We start from the raw sequence: 7,754 nt of genomic DNA on the forward strand, positions 1-7,754 counted from the left end.
GTCGAACGAGAGCGTTCCGAGGTGCGCCCGCGCGAAGCGGAAGAAGTCGTCTTCGGCCAGGCGCGCCCAGCGCAGCCCCGGATGCCGCGACCGGAGCGCCGCGTGCGCGCGCGCCAGCGCCCGGGCGTCGAGCTCCACGCCCGCCACCTGGTCGGGGATCCGCCGCGGATCGGCCCCGAGCTCCCGGAGCCGATCCACCGCCCGGATCAGGAACGCCCCCTCGCCGCAGGAGGGATCCAGGACCGCGTCCGTCGCGTCCCGGATCGCCCAGCGGCACAGCGGCCGCGCCAGGAGGGCGGGCGTGTAGTACGCCCCCAGCCCCCGCGCCGATTCCACGCGTTTCCCCCTCGGCCGGCCGGGCAGGGTCCGACCGGCCACAGGGAAGAATCGGCGCGGCCGTCCGGAAACTTGACCCGCGCGGGACCGCCCCCTAGCATGAAAGGGCCATGCTGGCCACCCGCGTGCGGCAGAAAGAGGGGGTGTTCTATTTCGTCAATTACAAGGCCCCCGACCTCCTGCGCAAGGTGCGCTTCATCAGCCGCTTTCACTTCGAGGGCGAGACCCTCCCCGCCCAGCCGGCGGACGCGGAGGACGAGGTCGCGCAATTCATCGCGGCCATCGAACAGAGCGACAAGGCCTTCCAGCGGGCCCTCAACCGCCGCAAGGTCAAGGCCATCGTCAATTTCTTCGAAACCGCCGCCACGCAGCCTCTTATCCCGGGCGCCGTCCTTCTGTTCACCGAGGAAACGCTCCGCTTCGACCCGATCGGGAATTACGAATCGATCGGCAACCTCCGGGAGCCGGAAGGGAAGTTCCTCATCATCGACGGCCAGCACCGCGTGGCGGGCCTTCATTTCTTCCAGAAGCGCCACCCCCGCGAGGCGGACGCGATCGAGGTCCCCTGCATGATCTTCGACGGCCGCAGCGCGGACTTCGCCACCGAGATGTTCGTCATCATCAACTCGACCCATACCCGGATCAACAAGTCCCACCTGGTGGACCTTTACGAGAAGGTGTCGTGGGAAAGCCCCGGGAAGAAGTTCGCCGCCCGGGTCGTCAACCTCCTGTACGCAAGCCCCGATTCCCCCTTCCAGTACCGCATCAACCGTCTGGGCGGCCGCTCCCGGCAGGAGAAGTGGATCCTCCAGTCGGAGCTCTTCAACGAGGTGCACAAGCTGGTCGAGGCGTACCCCCGGTTTCTGAAGAAGCCGGAGAAGACCTACGCGCTCCTGCGGGATTACTTCCGGGGCGCGGCGGCCGTGCTGGAGGAGGGCTGGGGGCGCAACGGCAAGTACATGATCACCAAGGACGTGACGATCAAGGCGCTCGTGCGCGTCCTGGGCGATCTCCTGCGCCAGAAGAAGCTGATCGAACACTGGCGCGCCGGAGAAGGCCCGAAGGTCTTCGAAACGTTCCTGAGCCCCTGGCGGGAAGAAGTTCCCAAGTTCCGCGCCGAGGGGTTCTACGAACGGTTCCCCGCCAAGGGGCAGGTGGAGCGCGTTCGACGCATCCACCAGGAGCTTCTGCGTCCCCTGGGCCTGGAGGCCCCCGAGGAACCGGGCGAGGAGGAATAGTCTCCCCACCGCTTGCGCGGTGAACGGTCCGTCCGCCCCGCCCGGCCTACAGCGCCTTCTTCGTCAGGTAGAAATCCAGCCGCTCCACGTTCTGCATCGCCAGCCGGTCGTCCACTTCCTTTTCGGTCTTCGGGGGCGGGACGATGACCTTTTCCCCGGGCTTCCAGTTGACGGGGCAGGCGACGCCCTTGGCGTCGGCCGTCTGCAGGGCGTCGACGGCCCGCAGAACCTCGTCCACGTTGCGGCCGATGTTGAGCGGGTAGTAGATGATCGCGCGGATCGTGCGCTTCGGGTCGATGATGAAGAGCGCCCGGACCGTCACCGTCTGGGAGGCGCCCGGGTGGATCATCCCGTAGAGCTCGCTGACGGCGCGATTGGAATCGGCGACGAGCGGGTAGGGGATCCGCACGCCCAGGATCTTCTGGAGGTTCTGCACCCACGCCAGATGCGAATGGATGCTGTCCACGGAGACGCCCAGGAGCTTGACGCCGCGCTGCTCGAACTCCTTGAAGCGGCGGCCGAACTCCGTGAGCTCCGTGGAGCAGACGGGCGTGAAATCCGCGGGGTGGGAGAACAGGATGACCCACTTGCCTTCCTGCCACTTGGAGAGCGTGATCTCCCCGTGCGTCGTCAGGGCGGTGAAGTCCGGCGCTTCGTCCCCGATTTTCGGGAGCGAGCGGACGGCGGCGATGTCGGCCATGGGGATGCTCCTTGCTGGAGGTTCCAGAACTCTTCGAGAGCGCGGGCATTTTAGGAGAAGCGGGGGCGGCGGGTCAAGGGCGTGGACAGCGCGGGCGCGGGCCTATACAATGGCGTTCACCACGCACGTTATGGGCCGCGGCGTTTTCCGTCCTATTCGTGGGGCCATGAAAGGCGCAATCCTCGTCGTCCTGGGCGCGCTCCTTCTCGGAGGAGCCCAAGCGCCGGCGCCGGCGGGCGCCAAGGTGGTCATCGTCCCCCTCGTGGGGGAGATCGGCCACCGCAACAACGCGCTTCTGCGCCGCGCGATCGGAGAGATCCGGCGGGAGAATCCGGCGCTGGTCGTCTTCGAGATCGACACGCCCGGAGGCCGCGTGGACCATACGCTCGACATGGGCGAGCAGATCCAAAGCCTCGCGCCCATTCCGACGGTGGCGTTCGTCCGGCCTCTGGATGCGGGCGGGAGCCTGGGGGCGGCCTGGTCGGCGGGGGTCTACCTGGCCATCTCGTGCAGGCGCATCTATATGTATCCGGGCACGGTGATCGGCGCCGCCACGCCCGTGCAGGTGGGTCCCGAGGGCGTCCAGGCCGTCTCCGAGAAGGAGCTTTCCGCCCTGCGGCAGAAATTCCGCGCCCGCGCCGAGCAGAACGGCTACCCGGCCAACCTCGTCGTGGCCATGGTGGACAAGGACCTCGAGATCTACGAGGTCGTCCTCGACGGCCGCAAGCGGTACCTGACGCTGGGGGAAATCGACCGGCTCAAGTCCGAAGGCCGCACCTTCGAGTGGTCTTCGGTCCCTTTCGACTCCAAGGACAAGCTCGTCACCCTCACCGCCACGCAGGTGGTCGAGACCGGCATGGGGCGCGCGGCCTCGAGCCGCGAGGAGATCTACCGGGACTTCGGCCTGTCGAAACCCGTGGAGATCGTGATCGAGTCGAGCTGGTCGGAGGATCTCGTGGGCTTCCTCACGTCCCAGGTGGTCTCGACGATTCTCCTCATCGTCGGAATTCTCGGGCTCTGGGTGGAGTTCAAGACGCCCGGTTTCGGCCTGGCGGGGGTGGCGGGAATCCTGGCCCTGGCGCTTCTTCTTTTCGGGCACCACCTGGCGGGGCTGGCGCAGTGGGGCGAGATCCTGCTCATCGTGACCGGGCTGGCGCTCATCGCGGCGGAGCTTCTCCTGCTGCCCGGGGTGGGCGTCCTGGCGATCGCCGGCGTGCTGTGCGTGTTCGTGGGGCTGGTGCTTTCGTTCCAGGACTTCGCCCTGCCGGATCCCTCCGGGGCGCCGTGGCAGATCGATCTCTTCGTCAGCTCGGTGGGCCGGGTGATCTTCGGCTTCGCGGGGGCCACGGCGGCCTTCCTGGCGCTCCTGCGGTTCCTGCCCCGCGTGCCGATGCTCAACGCGCTGGTCCTCCAGGCGCGGATCGACGAGGCCGCCCCCGCGACGCCGGGGGCGTCGGCGTGGGCGGGTCGCCGCGGGCACGCGATGACGCCGCTGCGGCCGGGCGGGAAGGTCCAGGTGGACGGGCAGATTCTCGACGTGGTCGCCGAGGGGGAGTTCGTGGCCCCCGGGGAGCCCGTGGAGATCGTCCGCGTGGAAGGCCCCCGGATCGTCGTGGCAAGAACGAAGCGCTAGGGGCGTCATGGACCTTTGGATCGTTCTTTTTCTCTACCTCGGGGGTCTGGCCCTCGTCGTCGCCGAGACGTTCGTGCCGGGCATGGTCCTGGGTCTTCTGGGGGCGGCCGCGGTGGTGGTGTCCGTGGTCTTCGGATTCCGGCACCATCCGGCGTTCGGGGCGGGCCAGATCCTCCTGGCGGTCGTGGTCGCGCCGGCGGCGTTCTACCTGGGCCTGCGGAGGCTTCAGCTGAAGTCGTCCCTGGAGGGGAGCCTTTCGTTCGGCCAGGATTACGCGGCGCTGGTGGGCCGGGAAGGAGTGGCCCAGACGGACCTTCGGCCGGCGGGCATCGTGCTCGTGGACGGCCGCAAGCTGGACGTGGTGACCGCCGGCGAGGCGATCGAGCGGGGCCGGCCGGTTCGGATCGTGAAGGTGGAAGGGAATCGGATCGTGGTGCGTGGCATTCAGGGAGGATAAGTGGCGACGATGAACGCGCTCTGGATGGGGTTGTTCCAGGTCGGCCGAAGCGCCCGCGGCGCGGAGACGGGCCTTCCGGACTGGCTGTGGCTGCTCGGAATCGCCGCGGCGGCCCTCTTCGTTCTGGTCTTCCTCATCATCATCTTCAAGTACGGGCTGCTGTACATCCAGGCGACCCTTTCGGGCGCCCGCGTGGGGCTCCTGGAGCTCGTGGGCATGTCCCTCCGGAAGGTCGCGCCCATGACGATCGTCAACGCGCGCATCATGTCGGTCAAGGCGGGGATCCCCGTGGACACCGACAAGCTCGAGGCCCACTACCTGGCCAAGGGCAACGTCATCCGCGTGGTGACCGCGCTCATCGCGGCCAACAAGGCCCGGATCCCGCTTTCCTTCGAGCAGGCCGCGGCGATCGACCTGGCCGGGCGCGACGTCCTGGACGCCGTTCAGACGAGCGTGCGCCCCAAGGTCATCGACTGCCCGGACCCCCGGAAGGGGCGGGACACGCTGGACGCCGTGGCCAAGGACGGCATCCAGCTCAAGGTCAAGGCGCGCGTCACCGTGCGCACGAACCTGGAGCGGCTCGTCGGCGGCGCGACCGAGGAGACGATCATCGCCCGCGTCGGCGAGGGCATCGTGACCTCGATCGGCTCGGCGGAAAGCTACAAGACGGTCCTGGAGAATCCCGACCGCATTTCCAAGGCGGTGCTCGACAAGGGCCTGGACTCCCAGACGGCGTTCGAGATCGTCTCGATCGACATCGCGGACGTGGACGTGGGGGACAACGTGGGCGCGCGCCTGCGGGCCGACCAGGCCGAGGCGGACAAGCGCATGGCCCAGGCGGAAGCGGAGAAGCGCCGCGCGCTGGCCGTGGCGCGCGAGCAGGAAATGAAGGCGCTCGATCAGGAGAACCGCGCGCTGGTGACGCTGGCCGAAGCCGAGATTCCCAAGGCCATCGCGGAGGCGTTCCGCATCGGACGGCTCGGCGTTCTGGACTACTGGGGGATCCGGAATCTCCAGGCGGACACCGAGATGCGCCGTTCGATCGCGGAAGGCGGGAAGGGCGCGGAGCCCAAGACCTCGTAAGTCGGACGCGTCATGGACGATCTTCGCGGCCTGGTCAATCTGATCCTCGCGATCCTCGTGCTCGGGGGCATGCTGCTGGGGCCGCTTCTCGAGCAGCGCCGGCGGCGGCGCGCGGAGGAGGAGCGGCGCCGCCGGGCCGCCCAGGAGGTCGAGGAGGCCGAGCCGGTCCCGGACGAGCCCAGGCTGCCGTTCGAGGATCTGGTGGACGAGGTCTTCGGCCGCTACATCGAGAAGCGCCGCCGCCCGGTCGTGGTGATCGAAGAGGCGCCGCCGGTCGAGGAAGAAACGCCCGTCGAGGAGGAGGCGCCGGTCGAAGACGTGCGCGTCGTTGAGGAAGAAAAGCCCGCCGAGCCGCTGGCGCCCCCGGCGCCCGCGCGCCCCCCATGGGAGCCGACGGCCGGGGGCCCGCTCGTGACGCTCGCCGGTACGCCTCCCGTCGCGGCCGCTCCTCCACGTTCGCTCGAGGAACGGCTCTTCCGGAACCCGCGGCTTTCGGCGGGCGCGAAACTCTTCCTGGCGGCGGAGATCCTGCGGCCCCCGCGGCTTCTGCGGCCGCGCACGCCGCCGGCTCCCTTCCGGCCGGCCGGGTGAGCCGCGCGGCGCGCTCCCGCGACAAAATCCCTTGACCCGGTCGAATCCGTTCGGCGCTATATCCGGTATTCTCGCCCGGGGCTCCCGCGAGGGACGCCCCCAGCAATAGGGAGGGATCTCCAGGTGGACTCGGCCCGCGGGCCTTGGATTCAGAGCCGGCGTTGGGATCTCACGTGGCTCATCGGAAGCGCGCTCCTCGTGCCGGCCGGCCTGGCCGTCGTCTGGTCCGGCGCCCCCGCCGACGCGGTCAACCTCGCCGTCACCGCGCTCGTGGGCGGCCCGCACGTCTTTTCGACGCTGCTGACGACCTACCTCGACCCGCGTTTCCGGCGCTCCCACCGCGCCGCCCTCTGGGCCGCCGCGCTCCTGGTGCCGGCGGGCGTCGTCGCGATGACCCTCCTCGACTTCCAGGCGCTCATGAGCTTCTTCGTCTTCTGGGCTTCGCTTCACGTCCTTCAGCAGAACGCCTACCTCGCCGACGTCTACCGCCGCCGCGCCGGCCGTCCCGAGCCCGCCGGGTTCCGCCTCCTCGATTACGCGGTCCTCTTCCTTTCGTTCTATCCCCTGGCGTCCTACAAGCTCGTGCGCGACGATTTCACCCTGGGCTCGATCCGCATCCTCATCCCCTCCTTCGCCCGCGCCGAGGCCACCTGGCGCCTGGCGGCGGCGGCCTTCGCGCTCGCCCTGGTCGCCTGGCTCGCCAAGACCGCCTGGGAGGCCCGCCGCGGCTTCCTGAACCTCCCCAAGACCCTCCTCATCGGAGTCACCGTCGCCGTCGCTTTCTTCATCCCGATCGCCGAACGCGGCGAGCGCCTGGAGCTGGCCTTTCAAACGGTCAACGCGTGGCACTCGCTTCAGTACCTGGCGATCATCTGGGTGGTCCTCAAGATCCGCCGCGAGCGCGGCCTCCTGGAGTCGCCCTTCGTGGCGCGCCTGGCCGGACCGGGGCGCGCCGCCGGGGCGTTCTACGGGCTGTGCTTCCTTTTCACCGCCGCGCTTCTGGCGGTGGTCTTCGCCCTCGTGCGCTTCGATCCCCTGTCCCTCGCGCGCGAACAGTACTACTACATGACCGTGCTGAGCGCCCTCTTCGTCCATTACACGCTCGACAGCTACCTTTTCTTCGCCGCCGGACGCGACGAGGCCCGGCCCGACACGATCCCGCTCGTGGCCCCGGCGGCCGCCTGATGGAAGAGAAGCGCCCCGCCGTCCTCGTTACCGGCGCCTTCTCCGGAATCGGCCTGGCCTGCGCGCGCCGCCTCGAAGAGGCGGGCTTCCGCGTCTTCGCCGGAGGCCGCCGCCCCCCCGCCGCGCCTCCCGGCCCGGGAACCCCCGTGCTGCTTGACGTCACCGACCGGGAATCGATCGCGCTCGCCGCCCGCGCCGTCGAGGCCGCCGCGCCCGGGGGACTGGCCGGCCTCGTCAACAACGCCGGCGTCGTCTCGGCCGGGCCGCTGGAATTCCTTCCCCTCGACGAAATCCGCCGCCCCTTCGAGGTCAACGTCTTCGGCGCCCTCGCCGTGACCCAGGCGTTCCTCCCGCTTCTTCGGCGCGCCCGCGGCCGCGTGGTGTTCATGAGCTCCGTGAGCGGTCTCGTGGCCACCCCGTTCCTGGGCCCCTACGCGGCCTCGAAGTTCGCGCTCGAAGCCCTGGGGGACGCCCTCCGCATGGAACTTTCGCCGTGGGGCCTCGACGTCGCGATCGTCGAGCCCGGAAGCA

General features: G+C 69.2%; 9 protein-coding genes. 7 read left to right on the forward strand and 2 right to left on the reverse strand.

All coding sequences use genetic code 11. The features are described from left to right. Positions 1 to 336, reverse strand: a 336-nt coding sequence (locus tag VNO22_11460) for an N-6 DNA methylase (protein ID HXG61987.1), incomplete at its 3' end; no start/stop codon positions are given. A 110-nt stretch (positions 337 to 446) separates the two neighbouring features. On the opposite strand from VNO22_11460, the gene VNO22_11465 reads away from it, so the two are divergent. After that, positions 447 to 1,574, forward strand: coding sequence for a DGQHR domain-containing protein (locus tag VNO22_11465; GenBank protein ID HXG61988.1), 1,128 nt, complete (start codon positions 447 to 449; stop codon positions 1,572 to 1,574). A 46-nt stretch (positions 1,575 to 1,620) separates the two neighbouring features. On the opposite strand, the gene VNO22_11470 is transcribed toward VNO22_11465, so the two are convergent. Beyond that, positions 1,621 to 2,274 (reverse strand): peroxiredoxin, encoded by a 654-nt coding sequence (locus tag VNO22_11470; protein ID HXG61989.1) that lies wholly within the window; start codon positions 2,272 to 2,274, stop codon positions 1,621 to 1,623. Positions 2,275 to 2,440: 166 nt separating this feature from the next. Here VNO22_11470 and VNO22_11475 point away from each other — a divergent pair, with 166 nt between their 5' ends. The 6 genes from VNO22_11475 to VNO22_11500 form a co-directional block, all read left to right on the forward strand. After that, the gene (locus tag VNO22_11475; protein ID HXG61990.1) at positions 2,441 to 3,907 is read left to right on the forward strand and encodes an NfeD family protein; all 1,467 of its coding nucleotides are present in this window, start codon (positions 2,441 to 2,443) and stop codon (positions 3,905 to 3,907) included. Between the two features lie 7 nt (positions 3,908 to 3,914). After that, positions 3,915 to 4,364: an NfeD family protein gene (locus VNO22_11480; protein ID HXG61991.1), complete on the forward strand. Its 450-nt coding sequence runs from the start codon at positions 3,915 to 3,917 to the stop codon at positions 4,362 to 4,364. Positions 4,365 to 4,373: 9 nt separating this feature from the next. Continuing rightward, on the forward strand, positions 4,374 to 5,447 hold the full coding sequence (gene floA, locus VNO22_11485; GenBank protein ID HXG61992.1) for a flotillin-like protein FloA: 1,074 nt from the start codon (positions 4,374 to 4,376) through the stop codon (positions 5,445 to 5,447). A 12-nt stretch (positions 5,448 to 5,459) separates the two neighbouring features. Continuing rightward, on the forward strand, positions 5,460 to 6,038 hold the full coding sequence (locus VNO22_11490; protein ID HXG61993.1) for a hypothetical protein: 579 nt from the start codon (positions 5,460 to 5,462) through the stop codon (positions 6,036 to 6,038). Between the two features lie 123 nt (positions 6,039 to 6,161). Next, on the forward strand, positions 6,162 to 7,223 hold the full coding sequence (locus tag VNO22_11495; protein ID HXG61994.1) for a hypothetical protein: 1,062 nt from the start codon (positions 6,162 to 6,164) through the stop codon (positions 7,221 to 7,223). Next, positions 7,223 to 7,754 (forward strand): SDR family NAD(P)-dependent oxidoreductase (locus VNO22_11500; protein HXG61995.1); only part of this gene is annotated, 532 nt, incomplete at its 3' end. The genes VNO22_11495 and VNO22_11500, both read left to right, overlap by 1 nt.

Source organism: Planctomycetota bacterium (assembly GCA_035574235.1).
Lineage (GTDB): Bacteria > Planctomycetota > MHYJ01 > MHYJ01 > JACPRB01 > DATLZA01.